Consider the following 24,099-nt stretch of genomic DNA (forward strand, 5'->3'; position numbering starts at 1 on the left):
GCCGCGCCGTCTTTGGATACAGCACCTCGGAGGTGATGGGAAATGGGGTCGAATGGGGGCCACATGGGCTGGTGGGGTATGGGCTGGAGTTGGGTCTTCCTCGTCCTGCTCGTGGTGGGAATTGTCACACTGATCGTGGTTCTTGTTCGAGTCTTCGCCGCACGTGGGCCTCGACAGACACCTCATCGCATCGGGACCAGTGGGGCTCGTGAGTTGCTGGATGAGCGCTATGCCCGTGGAGAAATTGACACCAGTGAGTACGACGAGCGACGTCAACGACTCGACGGAGCACCTGACGCATGAAACCGATCACCCGTCGACAGGCGCTCCAGCTCGGGGCTGTGGGAGGGCTCGGTGTCGTTATTGGAGGGATCGGTCTCTCTCAGACAGGTCTTCCCTGGGGTGGGCGCGTGGCTGATGGTGATCTGCTGGTTGAGCCAGAGGTGTTACGCAGCAGCGGTGGTTTGCTGCAGGTGGATCTTGTCGCCGCTCGTCGCGAGGTGACCATCGCCGGGCGACAGGTACAAGCCTTGACCTACGGGGGCACATTGCCGGGGAGAACCTGGTGGGTGCGACCGGGGGACACCATCGAGGTGCAGTTGCGTAACGAACTGGACACCCCAACCAACCTGCATACCCACGGGCTACAGGTTTCTCCCTCGGGGAATAGTGACAACCCCTTCCTCTCTATAGACCCTGGGCAGAGTTTTGGTTACCGGTTTACCTTGCCAGAGGATCACCCGTCTGGTGTGTGCTGGTATCACCCTCATCGGCATGGCTCAGTCGCTGACCAGCTATTCGGCGGCTTGTACGGTGCACTTATCGTCGAGGATGAAAAAATGCCGGTCAGTCGAGAGCGGGTGCTCGTCGTCTCCGACATTTCACTCACCGCTGGAGGACAGATCGCGACCGCCTCGGGGATGGACGTGATGATGGGCCGTGAAGGTGATCTCCTATTGGTCAACGGCCAGCACCGCCCACACATGTCGGCACGACCTGGGGAGCGGGAACGCTGGCGAGTGATCAATGCGTGCACTTCCCGTTACCTACGTTTGGCCTTGCCCGGGCAGCGCCTGGAGTTGCTGGGGATCGACGGGGGTCACGAACAGGCTCCCCGGGAAGTGCGGGACGTGCTCCTGGCTCCCGGTAATCGCGCCGACCTTCTCGTGAGCATGAGCGCCGGTAGTGGTGAGTTTCAGACACTGGGCTACGACCGTGGTGGAATGAGGATGGGAATGATGGGAGGTCGAAACCTCTCCGGAGCTGAGGCCATTGCCACGCTCACTGTCTCCGGGCAAGAGACTTCTACGCCAGATACGGTGCCAGTTCGCTCGCCGGTTCTTCGGGATCTACGCGAGCAGCCTGTTGCGCGGCGGCGGGAGATTGCCTTCACCATGGGAATGGGGTCGATGATGCGCGGTGGCGGGAGCATGATGGATCTCGGATTCGACGGTCGTACTTTCGACATCGACCGAGTTGACCAACGCGTTGCTGCGGGAGCCGTGGAAGAGTGGCTCATCACGAACCCCACACCCATGGATCACCCCTTCCATTTACACGTATGGCCGATGCAGGTGATCGAGACGGACGGGCAACCGGTCAGCGAACAGGTTTGGCGTGACGTCGTCAATGTTCCTGCCCAAGGTCGAGTGCGGGTGCTCATCGACTTCGTTCGTCACCCGGGGCGCACCGTATACCACTGCCACATCCTTGATCATGAAGATGCTGGCATGATGGCCATCGTCGATGTCGGCTGACCAGCTGCAGCGGCGTTGCGGCCTGGCCAAAACCCACCGCTGCCGCGTAGTTTCCGTTACTTGATGTTGCCGGATGCACCACGTATTGTTGAAGTAACACGGCAGGCTCGCTTCTCTAGATGAGACGCGAGCTTGTTCTTTTTCTACCTCAGTGCGAGACACCCAGGCTTGCCAAACGAGAACCTTTAGCAAGCTCTATTCTTCCCGATCAGAGGGGCATTTCTGCGTCACGACGCATGCTCAGACGACCGCCGCATCGGTGCATCGAGGCTAAAGCGCGAGGTTCAACTCCGCGACATGCCAATCCGACGGCTCCGCCGCGAGCGCAGACGCGTCACCTCGCACCCAGAGGGCGACCGGCGCGTGCGCGCCGAGATCGCCGAGCGAGCGCGGCCAGCCGGCATCGCTCGGGGTCAGCAGCCCGGCTCCGGCGCGGGCGGCGAGCTCGACGATGTCGCGGAGGGTCGCGGCATCCCAGCGTGGACCCCACCGCCGCAGCGCGGCCGACCACACAGCATCGCCGACCAGACGTCCGCCCTCGGCATCACCCCGCCGTGCGCGGTCGAGGGCTCCCCGTGCGCCCCACTGCGCGATCGCCGCGCCCGCCACGCGGTCACCCGGTTCGACGAGAGTGCTCCACACGATCGCCGCATCGCGGTCGTCGCGGAACTCATCGTCAGGAAGGCCGAGCGCATCGGCACGCGCGCGCACCGCACGCGCATCTGTCGAGGTGCCGTTCACGCCGCCATCCCCCGCTTGAGGTACAGCGCGCGGCCGATGTCGTCACCGGTGAGGCGATCGTGCCCGGCGAGGTCGGCGACGCTCCAGGCGACACGCAGCACGCGGTCATAGGCGCGCAGGGTCAGCAGACCGCGTTCGAGTGCCGCATCCAGCGGAGCCCGCACGTCCGACGTGGGCGCGTGGGGACCTTGCCGCAACCACGCCCCGTCGATCTCCGCGTTCACGGTCCACGGGGTCTCGCGCAGACGCCGGGCGGCGCGCTCGCGCGCACCCCTCACCCGCTCCCGCGCATCAGCGCTGGACATGCGGCCGCGACTGTGCGGCACACGGGTGACCCGGGTCATCCTCATCTCGATGTCGATCCGATCGAGCAGCGGACCCGACAGCCGCGCGCGGTAGCGGCGGATCGCCGACGGCGGGCATTCGCAGAGCGCACCTCGCACGCCGTGGTTCCCGCACGGGCAAGGGTTGGTCGCGAGAACGAGCTGGAATCTCGCCGGGAACGCGGCGACGACCCCCATGCGATGGATCTCGATGGCACCGCGCTCGAGCGGCTGACGGAGAGCGTCCAGCACCGACGACGGGAACTCGCCCGCCTCGTCGAGGAAGAGCACGCCGCCGCTCGCCCGTGAGATCGCCCCGGGTCGCACCGTGCGGGAACCCCCTCCGACGAGCGCCGCCACGCTCGCGGAATGGTGGGGCGCCTCCAGCGGGGGTGTGCGCTGAAGCCGAGACACCCGCCGTCCCGACAGGGATGCCACGGCGGCCGCGGTCAGCGCCGCGTCGTCGTCGAGGGCGGGGAGAAGGGCGGGGAGACGTCGGGCGAGCATGGTCTTGCCCGCACCGGGTGGCCCGCTCATGAGCACGTGGTGTGCACCGGCGGCCGCGACGACCAGCGCCTCGACAGCGGCATCCTGCCCGACGACATCGGCGAGCTCGGCCGAGTCGGCGACCGGTGGGTCGTCGTCGGCTGCGTCCGAAACCGCGGTGGGTACCGTGTCCCCCGGGTCATCCGCCTCGAGCTCGGCGCCGTGCAACACGGCCGTCGCCCTCAGATCGGCGACACCGACGACATCGATACCGGGCACGAGTTGCGCCTCGGTGAGGTTCGCGCGGGGCACGACGACGCGGCCACAGCCGCGGCGCGCGGCCGCCATCACGGCCGGAAGCACTCCCGGCACCGCTCGGACTCGCCCGTCGAGGCCGAGCTCGCCGATGTGGACGCTGCGCGCGACGGATGCCGCATCCAGGACGCCCGCGCTCGCGAGCGCTGCGACGGCGATGGCGAGGTCGAACGCCGCGCCATGCTTCGGGAAATCCGCGGGGATGAGGTTGACGGTGATGCGTCGGCGGGGCAGCGGGAGTCCGCTGTTCATGCACGCGTTCGTCACGCGCTGCGCCGCCTCGGAGAGCGCCCTGTCACCGAGTCCGATGATGCGCAGATCGGGCTGCTGGTCAGTGAGGTCGGCCTCGACGTCGACGACCGTGCCGTCGAGGCCGACAAGGGCGATGGCCGCGGTACGGGCGACGGTCATCGGAGATCTCGCAGGTGCTCGATCGCGCCGGTGGCGGGGTCGGCTCCGATCACCGCGATCGCATCGACGCGCAACGCAGCGCCTCGCAGTTCACCGGCATGCGCCCGACGCCACGCGTAGGCAAGCCGCCACAACCGTGCGAGCTTGACCGCCGACACCGCCTCGAGCGGATGCCCGTAGGCCACGCTCGTGCGCGTCTTCACCTCGACCACGACGACCTCGTCGCCCTCGCGGGCCACGATGTCGATCTCCCCGCCGGGCGCGCGCCAATTGCGGTCGAGCACGGTGAATCCCACCGCGATCAGATGAGCGGCGGCTCGGTCTTCGCCGGCCCGCCCGAGGACGTCCTTCGCTGCCATGACCCCAGCGTCGCCGGGCATCGCGTGTCATCCGCTCCGCCCGGCCGATCCGGGGAGAGCGTGCGCCTCACGGCGCGGCGCGACCGCCTGTGGAGGAGCTCAGCTGTCGAGCGAGAGTTCTTCGGGCAGCTGGAAGTCGCGACGCGACAGCTCCTCGACGTTCACGTCCTTGAACGTCAGGACCCGCACCGACTTCACGAACCGGTCGGCCCGGTAGATGTCCCAGACCCACACATCGGTCATCGTGATCTCGAAGTAGAAGTCGTGCTCGGTGTCGCGGCGCACGACATTCACGTCGTTGGCGAGGTAGAACCGTCGCTCGGTCTCGATCACGTACTGGAACTGCAGGACGACATCGCGGTACTCCCGGTACAGAGCCAGCTCGAGTTCGCGGTCGTAATCCTCGAAGACATCGTCATCCATGGTGTCTCCATCCTAGAGCGACGGATGCCGCTCCCGACCGTCCGCACACGACGCTCACCACAGGGTGGGCGCGTCAGCGATCGCCCAGCTCGCGCGGTGGTGGGCGCTCAGCCCGTGCGCGCGGATCGCCGCGCGGTGGACCTCGCTGGCGTAGCCCTTGTTGCGATGCCACTCGTACGCCGGATGAGTCGGATGCAGCTCGGTCATCACCTCGTCGCGCGCGACCTTCGCGATGATCGACGCCGCCGACGCGCTCGCGCAGTCGCGGTCCGCCTTGACCCGCACGATCACGGGCGCCCCGGGGTCGGCAGTCGGAGTGATGTAGTCATGGTTGCCGTCGAGCAGCACGATCGCGTCGTCCACCTCGACACCCTGGCCGCGGAGGTCGGCGAGAGCACGCAGCGCCGCGTTGCCCATGGCGCGCATGATGCCGATCTCGTCGATCTCGGCAGCGCTCGACCAGCCGATCGCGGACGCGGACACCCATCCCCGAGCACGATCGCGCACGTCGGCCCGCCGTCGCTCGGCGACGAGCTTCGAATCGCGCAACCCGTTCGGAACACCCGCCTCGATCTCGACTTCGCCGAGTACCGCCGCGCCGATCGCCACCGGCCCCGCGAGAGCGCCGCGCCCGACCTCGTCGCACGCGATGACGAGCGGATGCCGCGCCAGCAGTTCGCGTTCGAACACGAGAGTGGGCTCGATGACCGTCACGGCGCGCCCGTGGTCGTCGGGGTCGGCGAGGGGACGGGAGAGCCGGAGGGCCCCGGGACGCCGGCGAAGACGTCGTGGTGGAAATCGAGCGCGCCGAAGCGCGAGAACGGCCAGGTGATGAGGAACGCGCGACCCACGACATCCGAGACGGGCACGAACCCCTTCCCCGGCTGATCCTGGTTGTATCGCGAGTCCTTCGAGCGGTACCGGTTGTCGCCGAGCACCCAGAGCGAACCCTGCGGCACAGTGACGTCGAAGGCGATGCCCGACGCGGCGGCACCGGGTGACGGCACGGTGATGTACGACTGCTCGTCGATCGGCTGCCCGTTCACGGTGATCTGCCCGGCGGCGTTGCAGCAGACGACGTGGTCTCCCGGCAGGCCGATGATGCGCTTGATCAGATGGTCGTCGCTGTCGCTCGTGGAGAGCCCGACGAGGGAGAGCACCCAGTCGATTCCGGCGAAGATCGGATTCTGGGGCGCGGAGGCCGTCGTGCTCGGATCCAGCCAGCCGCCCGGGTCCTTGAAGACCACGATGTCGCCGCGCTGGTAACCGCCGAAATTCGGCGTGATCTCGTCGACGAGGATGCGGTCCTGCTCCATCAAGGTCGTCTCCATCGACGCCGAAGGGATGTAGAACGAGCGCACGACGAACGTCTTCACGAGGAACGACACGAGCACTGCGATGACGACCACGACCACGACGTCCCGGGCGAATCGCCAGGGTCCCCCGCGGCGACGGGTACGGATCGGCGCCGACGGCGTCTCGTCGGGGAGGGGGTGTTCTTCGGTGGTCATGCAGGTCCTCACGCGGCGTAACGAAAGCCGGCCATCAGCGTCTCACACAGCGCACCGCGACACACCCGACGCGACGGAGAGTCGTGGCCGGAGACGACGAACGCCCCGCTCGATGAGCGGGGCGTTCGGAAGGGGACCTCAGCGGTCGCGCTTCTCCTTGATCTTGGCCTTCTTGCCACGGAGGTTGCGCAGGTAGTAGAGCTTCGCGCGGCGCACGTCACCACGGGTGACGATCTCGATCTTGTCGAGAACCGGCGAGTGCACCGGGAAGGTGCGCTCGACGCCGACCTGGAAGCTGATCTTGCGCACCGTGAACGTCTCACGGACGCCGTCGCCGGAGCGGCCGATGACGACACCCTGGAAGACCTGCACGCGCGAGCGGCTGCCTTCGACGATGTTCACGTGGACCTTGACGGTGTCACCGGGGGCGAAGGCGGGGATGTCGGAACGGAGCGACGCGGCGTCGAGCTCGTCGAGGATCTGCATGATCTCTGCTTCCTGCAACCGCCACAGGTCGGCTGCATCGTTAGATGTACGGGGAATGTGCTCGTCCGCCGGAAGAATCTCCGGCACGCTCCCCTGAGGCAGAGCCCATCAGAGCACAAACAGCCATTGTGCCACGGATGACGAACGTCTCAAAACCGAGAGAGCGGATGCCGCGGCATCCGTCCTCGCGTCACTGTGCCCCGCGACTCGTCTCGGTGATGACGATGACCTCGTGCTCGCCCTGCGGGGCCGCCGGGCGCGGGCGCATCGGCGGGATGTAGCCCGTGCCGTCGGCGGCACGGAAGATCGCGCGGCCGGGCTTGGCTTCCCGCCACAGCTGCCACAGCGTCAGCCACAGCAGCGCGACCCCGACGAAGATGGTGAGCACCATGACCGGTGCCCACCAAGACTCGCGGAAGAAGCCGAGCGAGATCGTGAGGAGGTGCCAGACGGCGAAGCCCGCGACATCCAGCCATGACACGGCGCGGCTCTCCCGCACGGTCGGGCGCGCGCGGACCAGAAGGGCGAGCAGCAGCTGGCCGACGAGCACCGAGGGGATCGCGATGAACAGCACCCAGAGGAACGCCCAGGCCCCGGCGTTGAACACGCCCCACCCGACGAACAGCCACGCCGGCAGCACGAAGGCGGCCGGGATGAGCCATCGGAAGAACGCGCGCCTGAGCCACATGACCCCGATGCTACGCCCGATGACGCCGCGCTCGGCTGCACCTTCGGCGATGCGGAGCCTCCTCTCAGCGGCGACAGCCGGGATCCGAGAGAATGGATCAGATACAGGAGGCACCACCCATGATCGAGCTGCGCACACCGACCGAGATCGAGCAGATGCGACCCGTCGGCCGGTTCGTCGCCGAGACGCTCGCGACGCTGCGCGACGAGACATCGGTGGGCACGAACCTGCTCGCGATCGACCGCCGCGCTCACGACCTCATCCGCCGCGCGAGGGCGGAGTCCTGCTACATCGACTACCACCCCTCGTTCGGGGCGAGCCCGTTCGGCAAGGTGATCTGCACGTCCGTCAACGATGCCGTGCTGCACGGACTCCCCCACGACTACGCCCTGCGCGACGGCGACCTCGTGACTCTCGACTTCGCGGTCTCCATCGACGGCTGGGTGGCGGACTCGGCGGTCTCCTTCGTCGTCGGCACCGCCCGCGACGAAGACCTGCGTCTGATCGAGACCACGGAGCGCGCACTCGACGCGGCGATCGCCGCAGCGACCGTCGGCCACAAAGTCGGCGACATCTCCCACGCGATCGCCGCGGTGGCGCGCGGCGAGGGCTACAGCATCAACACCGATTTCGGCGGACACGGCGTCGGACACATCATGCACGGCGACCCGCACATCCCGAACGACGGGAAGGCGAACCGCGGCTACCCGCTGCGCGACGGTCTCGTGATCGCGATCGAGCCGTGGTTCCTCGCGACGACCGACGAACTGGTCACCGACCCCGACGGCTGGACCCTGCGCAGCGCCGACGGTTCCCGGGGAGCGCACTCCGAGCACACGATCGCCGTCACCTCCGACGGCCCCATCGTGCTGACCGACCGGTCATTCCTCGGCGTCGACTGACTCCGCCGGCAGCAAGTCGGGGCGGCGCGCCCGCGTGCGCTCGACCTGCTGGTCGTGCCGCCACGCGGCGATGCGCCCGTGGTCGCCGCTGAGGAGGACGGGCGGCACGTCTCTGCCGCGCCAGCTCGACGGCTTCGTGTACGACGGGTACTCGAGGAGCCCGTCCTCGTGCGATTCCTCGACGAGGCTCTCGGGATTTCCGACCACCCCGGGAATGAGTCGTCCGATCGCCTCGATCATGGCCATCGCAGCGACCTCGCCGCCGTTGAGCACATAGTCGCCGAGACTCACGAGCCGAACCTCGCCGAGCCGCGCCGCCTCCTCGAAGACGCGCTCGTCGATGCCCTCGTAGCGTCCGCATCCGAACACGAGGTGCTCACGGGTGGACAGCTCCCGCGCGAGCGACTGGGTGAACCGCTCCCCCGCGGGCGACGGGAAGATGAGAGTCGGGGATGCCGCGGCATCCGCCACGATCGCATCGAGGGCCTCGCCCCAGGGTTCGGGCTTCATGACCATCCCGGCACCGCCCCCGTACGGACTGTCATCGACGGTGCGATGACGATCGTGGGTGTGATCGCGCAGATCGTGCACGCGCACGTCGAGGATGCCGCGCCCCCGCGCCTTCCCGAGAAGGGAGACCTCGAGGACGTCGAAGAACGAGGGGAAGATCGAGACGACGTCGATGCGCATGTCAGCGCTCGTCGGTCTCGTCGTCGGTCTCGTCGTCCTCGGTTCCGGGAGCGGTCGGAGCCGGCTCGGGATCGTCGTCGACGAGATCCTCGAACAGACCGTTCGGCGGCGTCACGACCACACGACCGCCGTGCACGTCGACCTCCGGGACGATGGCCGACACGAACGGCACGAGCACCTCGCGCTCCCCCGCCTTGACGATGAGGAGATCCTGCGCGGGAAGGTGGTCGACGCGGACGACGCGCCCCACGCTCTGTCCCTCTCGTACGACGTCGAGTCCGACGAGCTGATGGTCGAACCAGGCATCGTCCTCGGCGGGGGCGGCGTCATCCTGGTCGATCCAGAGGATGGCGCGCACGAGGGAGTCCGCGCCGGTGCGGTCCTCCACGCCGTCGAAGAACACGACCGGGTGGGAGTTCATCCACCGGAACTCACGCACGGTGACGGTCTTGCCGAACCACTCCGAGGAGTCCGGCACCTGCAGGATGAACGCGGCACCGGGGACGAAGCGACCGTCGGGGTCGTCGGTGTAGAGCTCGAGTTTGAGGGCGCCCTTCAGGCCATGGGCCTTCACGAGCCGGCCGACACGGAGCTGGGTCTTGCCGGGTCGGGGTGCGCGCACGCCGGAGCGCGCCCGCGCGTCGGGGCTGGGGGTCGCGGACATCAGTCGTCGGAGATGTCGACGCGCACCCGCCGGCCGGCGGCCAGGGCGGCCACGACCGTTCGCAGGGACTTGGCTGTGCGGCCGCCGCGCCCGATCACGCGACCACGGTCGTCGGGGTGGACGTGCACATCTAGCACATCCCCCCGCGGCGATGAGGTGGCCTCGATGCGTACGTCATCGGGACGATCGACGATCGCCTTCACGACGTGCTCGAGCGCGGCAGCCAGCACGGGCTCAGTCCTCGGTGGTCGAGGCGTCGGCCTCGGCCTCGTCCGCGGCGGGGGCCTCGTCGGCGGTCTCCGCGACGGGCTCCTCGGCCTTCTTCTCGACCTTGGGCTTGACGACCGACTTCTTGGCGGTGTCGGCCACGAACTCGGCCTTGCCCTCGGCGACCTTCACGGTCGAGACGGCGTTCTTGTCACCCTTGAACTGGCCCCAGTCGCCGGTGAGCTTGAGGAGCACGAGCACCTGCTCGGTCGGCTGGGCGCCGACGCTGAGCCAGTACTGCGCACGCTCCGAGTCGACCTGGATGAGCGAGGGCTCCTCGGTCGGGTGGTACTTGCCGATCTCCTCGATGACGCGACCGTCGCGCTTGGTGCGCGAGTCGGCGACGACGATGCGGTAGTAGGGCGCACGGATCTTGCCCAGGCGCTTGAGACGGATCTTGACAGCCACGATTCTCCTGAATGGTGTGTACGTGAATGAACGTCGCCTGGAGCGTGGGGTGCACACCCGGCGGAAGCTCGAAGGGGTGGATGTCGCCGGATAGAGGGTCGGGCGATGGTCCAGCGGTCTATTTTGCCAGAAGATGACGGATGCCGCGAACCGCCATGACTCGCTCTGCCAGACTGTGCGCGTGCCGCAGCCCTTCGCCGAGTCAGCGCGTTCCACCGTGGGTCTGGAATGGGAGCTGATGCTCGCCGACGCGGACTCCGGTGACCTCGTAGGCGCAGGCCCCGAGATCGTCGAGGCGTTGGCCGACGCGACGGCCTCGGAGCGATTCACCGTGACCGGCGAGCTGCTCACCAACACCGTCGAAGTGACGAGCGGCATCGGTCACACGGTCGCCGAGGCGGTCGGCGATGTCACGGACGCCATCAGCGCGGTGCGCTCCGAGACCGACCGGGCCGGCATCGAGCTGCTCTCGGCCGGAAGCCACCCCTTCGCGCAGTGGTACGAGCAGTCGGTGACCGACAAGACGCGCTACCACTCGCTCGTCGAGCGCACGCAGTGGTGGGGTCGCAACATGATGATCTGGGGAGTGCACGTGCACGTGGGCGTCGACGACGTCAGCAAGGTCATGCCGATCGTCGGCGCCCTGTCCACCTACCTCCCGCACCTGCTCGCGCTGTCGTCGTCGAGCCCGTTCTGGGCCGGGGAGCGCACGGGCTACGCCTCGAACCGCTCTCTCGTCTTCCAGCAGCTGCCGACCGCCGGGGTGCCGTGGGCCATCGACGACTGGGGCGACTTCGAGGCCTACCTCGACGACATGACCCGCACCGGCGTGATGGCCGACGCCACCGAGGTGAGATGGGACATCCGCCCGGCGCCGCGATGGGGAACCATCGAGGTGCGCGCGTGCGACGGGATGTCGACCGTCGCCGAGCTCTCCGCCGTCGCCGCCCTCACGCAGGCGTTGGTTGAGGACTTCTCCCGCCGCCTCGACGCCGGTGAGACGCTCCCCCGGCTTCAGCCGTGGTTCACGCGCGAGAACAAGTGGCGCGCCGCCCGCTACGGACTCGGTGCGCGGGTGATCGCCGACACCGAGGGCCGTCAGGTTCCGGTGCGCGACGACCTCCTCGAGACCCTCGAGCGTCTGGCACCCATCGCCGCCGACCTGGGCGCCGCCGACGAGCTGCGGGGTGTGGACGACATCCTCACCCGCGGGTCGAGTGCGTCACGGCAGCTCGCCGTCGCGGATGCCGCCGACGGAGACCTGCGCGCGGTGGTGCGCCATCTCATCGCCGAGTTCCACGCGGGAGCACCCGCTCGCCCCTGGCCGACCGCCCGCGCCTGAGGCGCCGGCGGTCAGGAGCGCCGGAGAAGCTTCTGCAGATCGGCGAGGTCGGCCTCACTCGGCGCGGCGTTGCCGCCGCCCAATCCGAAACCGCTGCCCGTGGGCACCACCGGCTCCGTGGCGATGCCGGCGTTCTCGGCCGCGCGCTTGGCCGGGTTGCCCGACCGGGATCCGCGCGCCTTCTGCTGCTTGCCCCGCTTGCCGCCGCCGTGGGCACCCGGAACCGGACCCATGCCCGGGATGGCGGGCACGCCGCCGCGCGCCACGGTCTTCATCATCTTCGCCGCCTGCTCGAAACGGTTGACGAGCTGGTTGACGTCGGTGACGGTCATGCCCGATCCGCGCGCGATACGCAGCCGACGCGAGCCGTTGAGGAGCTTCGGGTTGCGGCGCTCGCCCGGCGTCATCGAGCGGATGATCGCCTCGGTGCGGTCGATCTCGCGCTCGTCGAAGTTCTCGAGCTGCTGCTTCATCTGGCCCATGCCCGGGAGCATCCCGAGCATCTTCTTCATCGAGCCCATCTTCTTGAGCTGCTGCATCTGCTCGAGGAAGTCCTCGAGGGTGAACTGCTCCTTCGCGAGCTTCTCGGCGACCTTCAGCGCCTCGGCCTCGTCGAAGGCCTGCTGCGCCTGCTCGATGAGGGTGAGGATGTCACCGAGGTCGAGGATGCGGCTCGCCATACGGTCGGGGTGGAAGACCTCGAGGTCCTCGAGTCCCTCGCCGTTGGACGCGTAGATGATCGGTCGGCCGGTGATCGACGCGACCGACAGCGCCGCGCCGCCGCGGGCGTCGCCGTCGAGCTTCGAGAGCACGACACCGGTGAAGTCCACGCCCTCCTGGAAGGCGCGGGCGGTGGTGACGGCATCCTGACCGATCATCGCGTCGATCACGAACAGCACCTCGTCGGGGCTGATGGCGGCGCGGATGTCGGCGGCCTGCGTCATGAGCTCCGCATCGACACCGAGGCGGCCGGCGGTGTCGACGATCACGACGTCGTGCTGATGGCGCGTCGCGAACTCGACGCCGTCGCGCGCCACCGTGATGGGGTCGCCGACGCCGTTGCCGGGCTCCGGGGCGAAGATCGTGGCACCGGCGCGCTCGGCGACGACGGTGAGCTGGGTGACGGCGTTGGGGCGCTGCAGGTCGGCGGCCACGAGCAGGGGGGTGTGGCCCTCCTTCTCGAGGAGCTTCGCGAGCTTGCCGGCGAAGGTCGTCTTTCCGGAGCCCTGGAGTCCGGCGAGCATGATGACGGTGGGAGGGTTCTTCGCGAACTGCAGTCGGCGCTGCTCGCCGCCGAGGATCGCGACCAGCTCCTCGTTGACGATCTGCACGACCTGCTGCGCCGGGTTGAGCGCCCGATTGACCTCGTCGCCGAGGGCCCGCTCGCGCACCTTCGCGGTGAACTCCTTCACCACCACCAACGCCACGTCGGCCTCGAGGAGCGCCCGACGGATCTCGCGGACGGTGCCGTCGACGTCGGCCGGGGTCAGCTTGCCCTTGGTGCGAAGACCCCGGAAGGTCTCGGTCAGCCGGTCGGAGAGTGTGCCGAAAGTCGCCATGATGCGCCAAGTTTACGCGAGCGGGGTGCCGTCGACGGCGGCGAGAGCGGCGGCGAGCGGCGCAGACAGGGCGGATGTCCCGGGCCCGGCGTGCGCCCACGCCCGGAGGGCCGCGAACAGGGCGCCGGCGTAGGCCGCGGCGCGCACCTCGGCGACGAGCCGCGACTGGCCGCCGGCGGCGAGTCGTCGCGCGATCGCCCGACCGAGGCGGGCCTGACGCGTGGCGGCATCGCGGTCGAGCTCGCCGGCGACCCCCATCGCCTCGGCGTGCACGAGCGCGAGCGCGAGCGCGTCGGGAGCGAACCCGTCGGCGATCGCGACGAGCGCGGCCCGAACCGCGGCATCCCCGTCGCCCTCGCCCGCGTCGAGGCGCTGCGCCGCCGTCGTCAGCCGCTCGTCGAGGCCGCTCCAGAGCACCTCCGCCTTCGAGTCGAAGTAGTTGAAGAAGCTCGAGCGGCTGACGCCGGCCCGCACGGTGATGTCGGCGACCGAGGTCGCGTCGTACCCCTGTTCGAGGAACAGCTCGCACGCGGCATCCGAGATCGTCTCGCGCGAGGTCGCGCGCGGTCGTCCGGATGCCATGCCCTCAGCGTACGGTCCCTCTCGCCCGACGCGGGCGTATTGTTGGACGCAGTCCAGCAATCAATGATCGGAGCATCGTGCTCGACATCCAGACCGTGGGCCTCGCGCCCGATTACGTGCCCTACCTCGACGGCTGGGCACTGCAGCGCCGCATCCACGCCGACGTCGTCGCCGGTACCCGGAACGACACCCTGCTGCTGCTCGAGCACGAGGCCGTCTACACGGCCGGCAAGCGCACCGAGCCGCAGGAGCGCCCGCAGGACGGCACGCCCGTCATCGACGTCGACCGCGGCGGCAAGATCACCTGGCACGGACCCGGCCAGCTCGTCGGCTACCCGATCGTGCGCCTGGGCGAGCCCGTCGACGTCGTCGCCCACGTGCGCCGCATCGAACGCCTCCTCATCGCCGCACTCGCCGGGCACGGCGTCGACGGCTACCAGGTCGAGGGACGCAGCGGCGTCTGGGTGCGCCGTCCGCTGTCGGAGGACAAGGTCGCCGCCATCGGCGTGCGCGTCGAGAAGGGCGTCACCATGCACGGATTCGCGGTCAACTGCGACAACACCCTCAGCGGCTTCGGCGGCATCATCCCCTGCGGTATCACCGACGCGGGGGTCACCACGGTCAGCGAGGTCGTCGGGCAGGATGTCGCGCCCCGCGACATCATCGCGTCGGTCGCCGAGGTCTTCGCCGGCGAGTACGCGGGGGCCGTCGCGTGAGCGCCGGGCCGGAGGGCCGCAAGCTGCTGCGCCTCGAGGTGCGCAACGCGGAGACCCCCATCGAACGCAAGCCCGAGTGGATCAAGACCAAGGCGAAGCTCGGCCCCGAGTACCGGGAGCTTCACGCTCTCGTGAAGAACGAAGACCTGCACACCGTGTGCCAGGAGGCGGGATGCCCCAACATCTTCGAGTGCTGGGAGGACCGCGAGGCCACCTTCCTCATCGGCGGCTCGCAGTGCACCCGCCGCTGCGACTTCTGCCAGATCGACACCGGCAAGCCCGCCGATTACGACACCGACGAGCCGCGCCGGGTGGCGGAGAGCGTCACCCGGATGCAGCTGCGCTACGCCACCGTCACCGGCGTCGCTCGCGACGACCTCCCCGATGAGGGCGCATGGCTCCACGCCGAGACCGTGCGTCAGATCCACGCGCAGAACCCCGGCACCGGAGTCGAGATCCTCGCGACGGACTTCTCCGGAAACCCCGACCTGCTCGGCGAGGTGTTCGCGGCGCGCCCCGAGGTGTTCGCCCACAACGTCGAGACCGTGCCGCGCATCTTCAAGCGCATCCGTCCCGCCTTCCGCTACGAGCGATCGCTGGGCGTGCTGACCCAGGCCCGCGCGGCAGGCCTCATCACGAAGTCGAACCTGATCCTCGGCATGGGCGAGGAGCCCGCAGAAGTCGTACAGGCGCTGCAGGACCTCCACGATGCCGGCACCGACATCATCACGATCACCCAGTACCTGCGGCCGACCCCGCGCCACCTCCCTGTGGCGCGCTGGGTGAAGCCCGAGGAGTTCGTCGAATTCAAGCAGGAGGCCGAGCGCATCGGGTTCCTGGGCGTGCTCGCGGGGCCGCTCGTGCGCTCGTCGTACCGGGCCGGGCGCCTCTGGGCGCAGTCGATGCTCGCCAAGGGCCGCGACATCCCTGAGGACCTGCAGCACCTCGCCCGCGACATCCAAGCCGGCGACACCACCTTCGCGCAGGCGGTGTGACAGATCTCAGTCGGCCGAACTGACCGACGAGACCTGACCGTCGGAGTCGAGGTTCACGAGCAGCGCGTCGTCGGCGCCTTCGGGATCGAGCGCGTACTCGAGAACCGCGAACGGCTCGGTGCCGTCGTGCTCGTCCGCGAGGATCGTGAGACTCGTGAGTGTGAGAGCGCGGATGATGTCGATGTGGTCGTCGCCCGAGACATCCACGAGGAAGTCCTCCAGCTCGTCGCCGAGGCGTTCCTGCTGCTGCAGCACGTACTCGGTGACCTCGCTCGTGCGGTCGTCGAGTTCGCCGACCATCGCATTGCGGGCCATGAGGTCGACCCGCTCGAGGGCAGAGATGAGGGCCGCCGCCGTGTCGAGCGCCGCGGTGGTGACATCCTCCTGATCGGGCGCCGTGAGATCGACCGTCACCGACTGGTCGCCGAACTCGACCGTCTCCGACCAGAAGATCGATCCGTCGGGGCCGGACTCGAGGAGTCCGAAGAAGTCGTGCTCGATCGCCATGTCCCCATGAAACCAGCAGGACTGCCCGGGCGGTAGCCCGACGCGCTCAGCCGACGAGAGCCTCGACGAACACGTGCGGGGTGAAGCCGGTGAGATCGCCGATCCCCTCGCCCTGCCCGAGGAGCTTCACCGGGATGCCGGTGCGCTCCTGCACGGCGAGCACGAAGCCGCCCTTCGCCGAGCCGTCGAGCTTCGTGATGACGAGCCCGGTGACTCCCGCGTGCTCGAGGAACGCCTGCGCCTGCAGGACGCCGTTCTGCCCGGTCGTGGCGTCGAGCACCAGGAGCACTTCGCTGATCGGTGCGAGCTTCTCGATCACGCGCGTGATCTTGCCGAGCTCGTCCATCAGGCCGCCCTTGGTGTGCAGACGCCCCGCGGTGTCGACCAGCACGATCTGCGTGTCGTGGTCCTTCGCATATTGGATGGTCTGGAACGCGACCGATGCCGGATCCTGGCCCTCCTGCTGCGGCCGCACGATCTCCGCGCCGCCGCGCTCCGCCCACGTCGCGAGCTGCTCGACGGCCGCGGCGCGGAACGTGTCGGCCGCTCCGACCACCACCGAGCGGTCGAACCGCTGCAGATAGTGCGCGAACTTGCCGATCGTCGTGGTCTTCCCCACGCCGTTCACACCGACGACCAGCACGATCGCCGGGCGCTCGGTGAGGCGCAGCGTCGTGTCGAACTTCGCGAAGTGCTCCTCGAGGGTCTCCCGCAGCATCCGTTGGAGGTCCTTCGGATCCGTCGTGCGGAACCGGTCGACCTTCTCGCGCAGCTCGTCCACGATGCGCTCGGAGATGTCGGGCCCGAAGTCGGCCGTGATGAGCGCCGTCTCGAGGTCGTCCCAGGTCGTCTCGTCGATGACCGGTTTGACGAACATGCCCCTCAGAGCACGCCCCAGCGACCAGGATCTTTCCGCCATGACTCCAGCCTACGGCGCCGCCGTGGCCGCCTCCCGCACGCGCTGCCCGACGACCGCCGACACGCCGTCCTGCCGCATCGAGACGCCGTACAGGGCGTCCGCGATCTCCATCGTCCGCTTCTGGTGCGTGATGACGATGAGCTGACTCGAGGCGCGCAGGCGCTCGAACACCGAGAGCAGGCGACCGAGGTTCGCGTCGTCGAGGGCCGCCTCGACCTCGTCGAGGATGTAGAAGGGGCTTGGCCGTGCGGTGAAGATCGCGACGAGCAGCGCGACCGCCGCGAGGGAGCGCTCTCCCCCCGAAAGCAGCGAGAGCCGCTCCACCTTCTTGCCGACCGGCCGCACCGAGACCTCGATTCCCGTGATGAGGGGCTCCTCGGGGTGGGTGAGCGAGATGCTGCCCGTGCCGCCGGGGAAGAGCATCGGGAACACCTCGGTGAAGGCTTCGCGGGTGTCCTCGAACGCGGCGAGGAAGATCGTCTGCATGCGCTCGTCGAGCTCGCCGATGATCGTGAGCAGGTCGGCGCGGGTCTGGGTCAAGTCGGCGAGCTGCTCGGTGAGGAAGACGTGTCGCTGCTCGAGTGCGGCGAACTCCTCGAGCGCGAGAGGATTCACACGGCCGAGCTGGGCGAGCTTGCGCTCGGCCTCCGCGAGCCGCTTGCGCTGCGTGGCGCGGTCGAAGGGCACCGGAGCCGGATCCTCGTCGGACACGGACTCGTCTGCCGCCTCGGAGTCGACCAGCACGGGGTCCGGCGGGATCGCGACCTCCGGCCCGTATTCCGCGACGAGAATGTCCTCCTCGAGGGCGAGCTCACTCGCGACGCGTTCGAGCAGGCTCGTGACGTGCAGACGCTTCTCGTGCATCTGCAGCTCGATGCTGTGCACGCTCTCGGTCGTGGCGGCCAGCCGTTCCCGGGCCGTCCCCTCCTGCCGTCGCAGCTCGGCGAGCTCGGCGGTCACCTGTGTACGCGCCGCCTCGGCGGCAGCGAGGGCGACACGCGCCTCACTGACCGAACGATCGACCGAGTCGAGCACGGCGGGAAGGCGACCGGCGACGTCCGCGGCGATCTGACGCTGCGCCCGCCGGAGCACCGTGCGCCGGGCGGATTCCTCCGCTGCGGCGCGTTCGCGCTCCCGCTGTCGTTCGAGGGCGTCGACCCGCGCCTCCTGCGCGCGCACACGCTCCTTGAGCGTCTCGACCTCCAGGCGCGTCTGCATCTCCGACTCTCGCGCACCGTCGAGCGTCGCGAGCAGTCCGTCGCGCGCGGACGCGTCGAGGATGGGCCGCGGCGCCTCGAGCGCCGTGTCGAGGCGGTCACGGGACACCTTGGCCGCATCGACCGCTTCGTCGACGGCGCTCTGCGCCTGCCCGAGGGTGGTCGTCAGTCGGTCGCACTCCGCACTGGCCGACTCGTGTCGCACGGTCGCCCGGTTGACCTGCTCGGCGTGTGCGGCGACGGCGGCGTCATTCGCGCGCAGGTCGTCGAGCGCTCGCCGTGCCGCGTGGCGCATCTCGGCGAGCTCGGCGGTGCGCTCGGCCAGAGCCTCGCGCAGCGAGTCGGCGACGACGGTGATCTCTGACACTCGGGATGCCGCGGCATCCCGCTGCGCGGCGAGCTCGAGGCGCGAACGGCCGGCCCCGGAGCCCGCGCGGATCGTCTGGGACGTCACGTGCTCCCCGGCCCGTGTGACGCAGACGATCGACGGGTGCGATCGCGCGACACGGTGCGCGCTCTCCAGGTCGTCGACCACGACCACCTGGGCGAGCAGCCGTTGTATGCCGTCCGGGGCATTCACGACGGAGACGGCCGCGACGGCATCCGGGATGACCGGCTCATCGACATCGGTGTACGGCGCGGCGAAGACGATGTCGACAACGCCGTCGTCGTTGCGGCGGACCGCGTCCGCCGCGACGAAGCCGGTCTCCGCGGAGTCGACCAGCACGCCCTCTGCCACCGCGCCCAGAGCGGCCGCGATCGCCGCCTCGTATCCGGCGGTGACCTTCACGGCGTCGGAGACGAGCCCCCGCACCCCGGCCCCACCCTCGGCGACGAGCGCGGCGGCCCCGTTTCGCACGTCGAGCGCGCGGGCGAGCGCGGCGGCCTCGGCCGTCAGCGCCTCTGCTTCGCGCTCGGCGGCGTGCAGGCGTTCGCGGATGCCCGCGACATCCGACTCGAGCTCGTTCGCACGGCGCTGCGACTGCTCGTAGGCCGTCGCGAACTCGCCCGCGGAGCGCTCCGGCGCAAGATCGGGATCGAGGCCGGCGAGAACGGTGGCGGCCTCCTCCCGGCGCTGCACGGCCGCGTCGAGTGCGCGCTGCTGACGGTCGACCGCGGCTTGCACGGCCGCGAGCGCAGACTCGGCGGCCTCCGCCGACCCGCGTAGCGCGGTGAGGCGCATGTCGTGCTCGGACACGAGTGCGCTCTGCGCCGCGATGTCCGCGTCGAGGGCGTCGAGCTCGGCGCGGGCCCGGATCACGGCGCGCGCCGCGGCGGCCGCAGCATCCTCGGCGTCACCCCGACCGCCCGCGATGCGGTCGACCTCCTCGCGGGCCTCGTCGATCATTCCCTGCGTGACGGTGGCGACCGCGGCGCCGGCCTCGTCGTCCTCGCTCAGCAGGGCGAGACGCTGGCCCGCGAGGGCGTAGAGCGCGCGAAGGCGCTCCTGCACCTGTTCGAGCCCGAACGCGGTGCGTCGGGCGTCGTCAACCAGCTCGGAGCGCTGCTGCGCCTCGAGCGCCTGCACCCGCAGCCGCAGGGTCTCGACCTGATCCTGCAGAGCGATCCGCTCGGCGTGTCGGGTCTGTTCGTTCTGCGTCGCGAGGGTGAGCTCGGCCCGCAGCCGCACGAGCTCGTCAGCGTAGAGCCGTGCCTTCGCGTCGCGCACCACGGCGGCGATCGTGGCGGCTTCACGCGCGATCTCGGCCTGCCGGCCGAGCGGCTTGAGCTGGCGACGCACCTCGCCGGCGAGGTCGGACAGGCGAAGCAGGTTCGCCTCCATCGCCTCGAGCTTGCGCAGCGTCTTCTCCTTGCGGCGGCGGTGCTTCAGAATGCCCGCGGCCTCCTCGATGAAACCGCGGCGATCCTCCGGCGTGGCCTGCAGCACCGTGTCCAGACGCCCCTGTCCGACGATCACGTGCATCTCCCGGCCGAGCCCGGAGTCGCTGAGCAGCTCCTGCACGTCGAGGAGGCGGCATCCTTCGCCGTTGATCGCGTACTCGCTGGTGCCGTTGCGGAACAGCGTGCGACTGATCGTCACCTCGGCGTATTCGATCGGCAGTGCGCCGTCGGAGTTGTCGATGGTCAGTGTGACCTCTGCGCGGCCGAGGGGTCCACGCGTCGATGTGCCCGCGAAGATGACGTCTTCCATCTTCGCGCCGCGCAGGGTCTTCGCACCCTGCTCCCCCATCACCCAGGCGAGCGCGTCGACGACGTTCGACTTGCCCGAGCCGTTCGGACCGACGATGGCCGTCACTCCCGGTTCGAACGCGAAGGTCGTCGGCTGGGCGAACGACTTGAACCCTTTGAGCGTCAGGCTCTTCAGGTGCATCCGTTCATCCTCCGGGCTCGTTCGGGTAAACCCCCACGGTACCGGAGCGGGGCCGCCGATCAGGCACCCCACGCGAGCGGATGCCCCAGCTCACCGCGGGACGCGACACGCCGCGACACGCCCGGGCGCTTGACTCGTCTGTACGTCAGCCGATAGCGTGCACAACCGCACCACGACATCGAGAGGAGGTTGCCATGATCACCATCCACACCACCGGATTCCCGCGCACTCGCGCCGTGTCGGCAACCGTCCCCGCTGTCATGGGACTCGCCGGCACCGGACTGCGCACCGCGTAGGTCCGGCCGACGCCACGCGTCGTCCGCCGCCCTCCCGCCGTCACCGACGGCCGCGCCCCCAGGGTGCCTCTCGACCTCCGGGTCCGCCTCGCCGCCTGCGACGGTTTCGTCCGCGGCATCCCCTCGTCCGCGCTGCGGCGCGCACGCCGTCGACCGTCCGGTCGACGAGTCTCCCCTCGAAGGAACCCCCATGAACACCCTGTTACCCCCGCGCCGCAGCGCCCCGCTGCCACGCACCACGCCGAGATCGAGCGGTCCCACCCGCCCCATACCGGCCTGCTCGATCGCTGGGCGATGCATCTCGGCCTCCGGCTGATCCTCTGGGGTCAGCGGATGTCGCGTCTCACCGCCGAGCGCGAATCGCACCGCCTCCGCGACGATGTCGAGTCCGCTCGCCGCCGCCGCGAGGCGGAGTGGGAGCGCGCCGCGCTCCTTGACATCCGTCGCTGACGGCACCGGTCGGGGGACCTCTGCGGACCCCCGACCTCTCACCCCTGCAGAAGGAATCCCCCATGGACACCCCTCCCGTGAGCTTCGTCCCGCTCACGATCCCCGCGCGCATCGACGACGCGGACGCCACCGACTTCATCGACATGGTCGAGGTGCGCAACCGCATCTACCTCGAGATCTCCGGCAATGCCGACGAGGACCAGACGCCTGCCGAGCTTCTCCCCCACTACCAGGACGACCCCGATCGCACCCGCCTTGTCTGGCTCGTGCGCGACGAGGGCGCTCCCATCGGTCGAGTGACGGTCGACGCCTTCCACACCCCCGGTGCCCGATCCGCCTACCTGCTGGTCGAGCTTCTGCGGGAGGTCTGGGGGCGCGGCATCGGAACGGCGGGGTTCGACCTCGCCGAACGCACCGCGCGCGAACTGGGCCGCACGGTGATGCAGACGTTCGCCGAGCACCCCGCGGCATCCGGCGAACACCTCGCGTCACCCACCGGGTTCGGCCGCATCCCCCGTGATCACACCGCTCGTTTCCTCGAGGGCCGCGGCTATGTGCTCGGCCAGGTCGAACGCAAGAGCGTGTTCGACCTGCACGCCGACGCCTCCGTGGTGGTCGCCGCGGGCGAGGCGGCGGCCGAGTTCGCTGTCGGCTACGAGGTCGTGCAGTGGGAGTATCCGACGCCTGAGGAGTTCACGCTCGACTACGCCTGGATGAAGTCGCGCATGTCGACGGACACGCCCGTCGGTGACATGGAGGTCGACGAGGAGGTGTGGGACGCGGACCGCGTGCGCCGTATGGAACAGCGCTACCTCGATAGCGGTGAGCGCGTGCTCGTGACGGCCGCCCGCCATGTCGCATCCGGACGACTCTGCGCCTTCAACGAGCTCGCCAGCCGCACCGATCCCACGCTCGCCTCTTCCCAGATGGACACGCTCGTGCTCTCGGAGCACCGGGGACATCGGCTCGGCATGCTCGTGAAGTGCGCAGGACTGCGACGCTGGAGGGAGCTCGTGCCCGACTCGCCCCGTCTCCTCACCTTCAATGCGGAGGAGAACCGACCGATGCTCTCGATCAACGAGACCCTCGGATTTGCGCCGGCGGCCTACATCGGCGCGTGGCGGCGGGACCTGGAGTGACCGGACGCGGTGTCAGCGTGCGCCGCGGCGCCGCTGGCACCGCGGGCAGAAGTGGCTCGACCGGTTGGTGAAGCTCACCCGCAGAATCGGCGTGCCGCAGCGCGGGCACGGCTGGCCCGTGCGGCCATAGGCCCGCAGCGAGTGGGCGAAGTAGCCGGCCTGCCCGTTGACGTTCACGTATTGCGCATCGAAGCTCGTGCCGCCTTCCGCGAGCGCGCGCTCGAGCACCACGCGCACCTCGTCGAGCAGGCGGGTCACGGTGCGGGTCGCTAGGGCCCGGGACGGCGTCTCGGGGTGCACGCGCGCCGCCCACAGCGACTCGTCGGCGTAGATGTTGCCGATCCCACTGACGGTCGTCTGGTCGAGCAGTACGCGCTTCACGGCCGACGCGGATGCCCCCACCCGACGCCGGAACAACGCCTCGTCGAACGCGGGGTCGAGCGGATCGCGCGCGATGTGCGCGGCCTGCACCGGTACCAGCGCCACGTCCGAGCCGAATCCGCCCGCGGCGCCGTCGATCGTCGGCACGAGATCGTCGATCGCGAGCGACCCGAATGTGCGCTGGTCGGCGAACACCACCGCGAGCTCTCCGTGCCGCGGGTGGGCGAGCTCGATGCGCACGCGTTCGTGACGCTCCGCCGGCGCGCCGGGCGCTCGCAGCAGCAGCTGGCCGCTCATACCGAGATGACCGACGACCGCCCGGGCTGCGGCATCCGTCTCGATCGGCAGCCAGAGGAACTTGCCTCGGCGCACCGCACCGGTGAGCACACGACCGGTGAGGGCGCTCTCGAAATCGGATGCCGCGCCCCGGTGGCGCGTCAGGGCACGGTCGTCGAGCACCGTGACGCTGACTACGCGGGCACCGGTGACGGCGGGCGCGAGACCCGCGCGCACGACCTCGACCTCGGGAAGCTCAGGCACGCCCGGACAGCGTGTTCCACGCGGCGAGGGCGGCGGCCATCTCCGCGTGCTTCTTGCTCGTGCCCGACCCGCTGCCGGCGACGTCACCGACGGCGACACGCGCGGTGAACACCCGCGCATGGTCGGGTCCGTCGGAAGCCACCGAGTAGGTCGGTGCCGGGCGACCGAGCCGTGCGGCGAGCTCTTGCAGGCTCGTCTTCGGGTCGATCGCCGCGCCGTAGCGGTCGGGGTCGGCCAGGAGCGGCTCGATGAGCCGCAGCACGAGGCCGGTCGCCGCGTCGGCTCCCGCCGAGAGATAGGTGGCGCCGATGAGCGCCTCCGTCGTGTCCGCGAGGATGGAGTCCTTGTCCCGCCCGCCGGTGAGCTCTTCGCCTCGGCCGAGGCGCACATATTCGCCGATGCCGACCCGCCTCGCGGTCTCGGCCAGGGCAACCGTGGAGACGACGCTCGCGCGCCGCTTGGCGAGCGCCCCTTCGTCGAGATCGGGATTCTCGCGATAGAGCTTCACCGTCACGGCCTGCCCCAGCACCGAGTCGCCGAGGAACTCGAGGCGCTCGTTGTGCGGGATCTGCCCGTGCTCGTACGCGTACGACCGATGCGTCAGGGCCAATGCCGCAAGCTCGGGGTCGATGTCGACCCCGAGCTTGCGGAGGAGTGCGGAGGTGTCCGCGGAGACGTCGCTCACCGAGCGGG

26 protein-coding genes are annotated in these 24,099 nt (G+C 69.5%); 7 read left to right on the forward strand and 19 right to left on the reverse strand.

Annotated features, from left to right (window positions below; translation table 11 throughout):
* Positions 1 to 78 precede the first annotated feature (78 nt).
* Entirely contained in the window at positions 79 to 303 is a 225-nt protein-coding gene (locus RR49_RS15505) for an SHOCT domain-containing protein (RefSeq protein ID WP_342666962.1), read from the forward strand.
* Positions 300 to 1,757 carry a multicopper oxidase family protein gene (locus RR49_RS12550; protein WP_045248427.1) on the forward strand — a complete coding sequence of 486 codons (1,458 nt, stop codon included), beginning with the start codon at positions 300 to 302 and terminating at the stop codon, positions 1,755 to 1,757. The genes RR49_RS15505 and RR49_RS12550 overlap by 4 nt, the downstream gene beginning before the upstream one ends.
* Before the next feature lie 270 nt (positions 1,758 to 2,027).
* Here the strand turns inward: RR49_RS12550 and RR49_RS12555 are convergent, their stop codons facing one another.
* The 8 genes from RR49_RS12555 to RR49_RS12590 form a co-directional block, all read right to left on the reverse strand.
* Positions 2,028 to 2,498 (reverse strand): LOG family protein, encoded by a 471-nt coding sequence (locus RR49_RS12555; RefSeq protein WP_048808865.1) that lies wholly within the window; start codon positions 2,496 to 2,498, stop codon positions 2,028 to 2,030.
* Positions 2,495 to 4,033 carry a YifB family Mg chelatase-like AAA ATPase gene (locus RR49_RS12560; protein WP_045248428.1) on the reverse strand — a complete coding sequence of 513 codons (1,539 nt, stop codon included), beginning with the start codon at positions 4,031 to 4,033 and terminating at the stop codon, positions 2,495 to 2,497. Before RR49_RS12560 ends, RR49_RS12555 begins: the two co-directional genes overlap by 4 nt.
* Positions 4,030 to 4,392, reverse strand: coding sequence for a YraN family protein (locus RR49_RS12565; protein WP_045248429.1), 363 nt, complete (start codon positions 4,390 to 4,392; stop codon positions 4,030 to 4,032). Before RR49_RS12565 ends, RR49_RS12560 begins: the two co-directional genes overlap by 4 nt.
* A gap of 99 nt (positions 4,393 to 4,491) precedes the next feature.
* The gene (locus RR49_RS12570) at positions 4,492 to 4,815 is read right to left on the reverse strand and encodes a DUF2469 family protein (protein WP_045248430.1); all 324 of its coding nucleotides are present in this window, start codon (positions 4,813 to 4,815) and stop codon (positions 4,492 to 4,494) included.
* A gap of 54 nt (positions 4,816 to 4,869) precedes the next feature.
* Positions 4,870 to 5,529: a ribonuclease HII gene (locus tag RR49_RS12575; RefSeq protein WP_045248431.1), complete on the reverse strand. Its 660-nt coding sequence runs from the start codon at positions 5,527 to 5,529 to the stop codon at positions 4,870 to 4,872.
* Complete coding sequence (lepB, locus tag RR49_RS12580) at positions 5,526 to 6,326, reverse strand: signal peptidase I (protein WP_045248432.1); 801 nt, start codon at positions 6,324 to 6,326, stop codon at positions 5,526 to 5,528. Before lepB ends, RR49_RS12575 begins: the two co-directional genes overlap by 4 nt.
* A gap of 138 nt (positions 6,327 to 6,464) precedes the next feature.
* A complete protein-coding gene (gene rplS, locus RR49_RS12585; protein ID WP_045248433.1) occupies positions 6,465 to 6,812 on the reverse strand; it encodes a 50S ribosomal protein L19 in 348 nt (115 codons plus the stop codon).
* A gap of 190 nt (positions 6,813 to 7,002) precedes the next feature.
* Complete coding sequence (locus RR49_RS12590) at positions 7,003 to 7,500, reverse strand: hypothetical protein (RefSeq protein WP_045248434.1); 498 nt, start codon at positions 7,498 to 7,500, stop codon at positions 7,003 to 7,005.
* Positions 7,501 to 7,619: 119 nt separating this feature from the next.
* Here RR49_RS12590 and map point away from each other — a divergent pair, with 119 nt between their 5' ends.
* Positions 7,620 to 8,402: a type I methionyl aminopeptidase gene (gene map, locus RR49_RS12595; protein WP_045248435.1), complete on the forward strand. Its 783-nt coding sequence runs from the start codon at positions 7,620 to 7,622 to the stop codon at positions 8,400 to 8,402.
* On the opposite strand, the gene trmD is transcribed toward map, so the two are convergent.
* The 4 genes from trmD to rpsP are packed head-to-tail and all read right to left on the reverse strand — an operon-like array spanning position 8,382 to position 10,431.
* Positions 8,382 to 9,092, reverse strand: coding sequence for a tRNA (guanosine(37)-N1)-methyltransferase TrmD (gene trmD, locus RR49_RS12600; protein ID WP_045248436.1), 711 nt, complete (start codon positions 9,090 to 9,092; stop codon positions 8,382 to 8,384). The two genes, map and trmD, sit on opposite strands and share 21 nt — an antisense overlap.
* A gap of 1 nt (position 9,093) precedes the next feature.
* Positions 9,094 to 9,756 (reverse strand): ribosome maturation factor RimM, encoded by a 663-nt coding sequence (gene rimM / locus RR49_RS12605; protein WP_045248437.1) that lies wholly within the window; start codon positions 9,754 to 9,756, stop codon positions 9,094 to 9,096.
* Positions 9,756 to 9,986: an RNA-binding protein gene (locus RR49_RS12610; RefSeq protein WP_045248438.1), complete on the reverse strand. Its 231-nt coding sequence runs from the start codon at positions 9,984 to 9,986 to the stop codon at positions 9,756 to 9,758. Before RR49_RS12610 ends, rimM begins: the two co-directional genes overlap by 1 nt.
* A gap of 4 nt (positions 9,987 to 9,990) precedes the next feature.
* The gene (gene rpsP / locus RR49_RS12615; protein ID WP_045248439.1) at positions 9,991 to 10,431 is read right to left on the reverse strand and encodes a 30S ribosomal protein S16; all 441 of its coding nucleotides are present in this window, start codon (positions 10,429 to 10,431) and stop codon (positions 9,991 to 9,993) included.
* A 181-nt stretch (positions 10,432 to 10,612) separates the two neighbouring features.
* On the opposite strand from rpsP, the gene RR49_RS12620 reads away from it, so the two are divergent.
* On the forward strand, positions 10,613 to 11,773 hold the full coding sequence (locus RR49_RS12620; RefSeq protein WP_157013197.1) for a glutamate--cysteine ligase: 1,161 nt from the start codon (positions 10,613 to 10,615) through the stop codon (positions 11,771 to 11,773).
* Between the two features lie 11 nt (positions 11,774 to 11,784).
* On the opposite strand, the gene ffh is transcribed toward RR49_RS12620, so the two are convergent.
* The gene (gene ffh, locus RR49_RS12625; protein WP_045248440.1) at positions 11,785 to 13,332 is read right to left on the reverse strand and encodes a signal recognition particle protein; all 1,548 of its coding nucleotides are present in this window, start codon (positions 13,330 to 13,332) and stop codon (positions 11,785 to 11,787) included.
* Between the two features lie 12 nt (positions 13,333 to 13,344).
* On the reverse strand, positions 13,345 to 13,914 hold the full coding sequence (locus tag RR49_RS12630; RefSeq protein WP_045248441.1) for a TetR/AcrR family transcriptional regulator: 570 nt from the start codon (positions 13,912 to 13,914) through the stop codon (positions 13,345 to 13,347).
* Positions 13,915 to 13,991: 77 nt separating this feature from the next.
* Between RR49_RS12630 and lipB the strand changes: the two genes are divergently transcribed.
* Together lipB and lipA are read left to right on the forward strand one after the other, a co-directional pair.
* Positions 13,992 to 14,630, forward strand: a complete 639-nt coding sequence (gene lipB / locus RR49_RS12635; protein ID WP_045248442.1) for a lipoyl(octanoyl) transferase LipB — start codon at positions 13,992 to 13,994, stop codon at positions 14,628 to 14,630.
* Entirely contained in the window at positions 14,627 to 15,625 is a 999-nt protein-coding gene (gene lipA / locus RR49_RS12640) for a lipoyl synthase (protein WP_045248443.1), read from the forward strand. Before lipB ends, lipA begins: the two co-directional genes overlap by 4 nt.
* Positions 15,626 to 15,631: 6 nt before the next feature.
* On the opposite strand, the gene RR49_RS12645 is transcribed toward lipA, so the two are convergent.
* The 3 genes from RR49_RS12645 to smc are packed head-to-tail and all read right to left on the reverse strand — an operon-like array spanning position 15,632 to position 20,600.
* Entirely contained in the window at positions 15,632 to 16,132 is a 501-nt protein-coding gene (locus tag RR49_RS12645; protein ID WP_045248444.1) for a DUF2004 domain-containing protein, read from the reverse strand.
* A 46-nt stretch (positions 16,133 to 16,178) separates the two neighbouring features.
* Positions 16,179 to 17,051 (reverse strand): signal recognition particle-docking protein FtsY, encoded by an 873-nt coding sequence (ftsY, locus tag RR49_RS12650; protein ID WP_045248445.1) that lies wholly within the window; start codon positions 17,049 to 17,051, stop codon positions 16,179 to 16,181.
* A 9-nt stretch (positions 17,052 to 17,060) separates the two neighbouring features.
* Positions 17,061 to 20,600: a chromosome segregation protein SMC gene (smc, locus tag RR49_RS12655; protein ID WP_045248446.1), complete on the reverse strand. Its 3,540-nt coding sequence runs from the start codon at positions 20,598 to 20,600 to the stop codon at positions 17,061 to 17,063.
* Positions 20,601 to 21,408: 808 nt separating this feature from the next.
* Between smc and RR49_RS12665 the strand changes: the two genes are divergently transcribed.
* Complete coding sequence (locus RR49_RS12665; protein ID WP_045248448.1) at positions 21,409 to 22,485, forward strand: GNAT family N-acetyltransferase; 1,077 nt, start codon at positions 21,409 to 21,411, stop codon at positions 22,483 to 22,485.
* A gap of 12 nt (positions 22,486 to 22,497) precedes the next feature.
* On the opposite strand, the gene mutM is transcribed toward RR49_RS12665, so the two are convergent.
* Complete coding sequence (mutM, locus tag RR49_RS12670) at positions 22,498 to 23,406, reverse strand: bifunctional DNA-formamidopyrimidine glycosylase/DNA-(apurinic or apyrimidinic site) lyase (RefSeq protein WP_045248449.1); 909 nt, start codon at positions 23,404 to 23,406, stop codon at positions 22,498 to 22,500.
* Positions 23,399 to 24,091: a ribonuclease III gene (gene rnc / locus RR49_RS12675; protein WP_045248450.1), complete on the reverse strand. Its 693-nt coding sequence runs from the start codon at positions 24,089 to 24,091 to the stop codon at positions 23,399 to 23,401. The genes mutM and rnc overlap by 8 nt, the downstream gene beginning before the upstream one ends.
* Positions 24,092 to 24,099: the final 8 nt, after the last annotated feature.

Source organism: Microbacterium ginsengisoli, assembly GCF_000956535.1.
Taxonomy (GTDB): Bacteria; Actinomycetota; Actinomycetes; order Actinomycetales; family Microbacteriaceae; genus Microbacterium; species Microbacterium ginsengisoli.